Origin of the sequence: Rothia endophytica, from assembly GCF_928381505.1 — a bacterium.
In the GTDB taxonomy this organism is placed as follows: domain Bacteria; phylum Actinomycetota; class Actinomycetes; order Actinomycetales; family Micrococcaceae; genus Rothia; species Rothia endophytica_A.
Window position 1 is genome coordinate 1 of the sequence record NZ_CAKMSJ010000041.1, and the last position, 265, is coordinate 265.

At 60.0% G+C, this 265-nt stretch carries 1 pseudogene; it reads right to left on the reverse strand.

The features are described from left to right. Positions 1-265 (reverse strand): annotated as a pseudogene (gene intI1, locus L6990_RS11850) (class 1 integron integrase IntI1); the annotation flags it as partial.

The window sequence follows — 265 nt, forward strand, 5'->3', positions numbered from 1 at the left end:
GGAGCCCTTGCCCTCCCGCACGATGATCGTGCCGTGATCGAAATCCAGATCCTTGACCCGCAGTTGCAAACCCTCACTGATCCGCATGCCCGTTCCATACAGAAGCTGGGCGAACAAACGATGCTCGCCTTCCAGAAAACCGAGGATGCGAACCACTTCATCCGGGGTCAGCACCACCGGCAAGCGCCGCGACGGCCGAGGTCTTCCGATCTCCTGAAGCCAGGGCAGATCCGTGCACAGCACCTTGCCGTAGAAGAACAGCAAG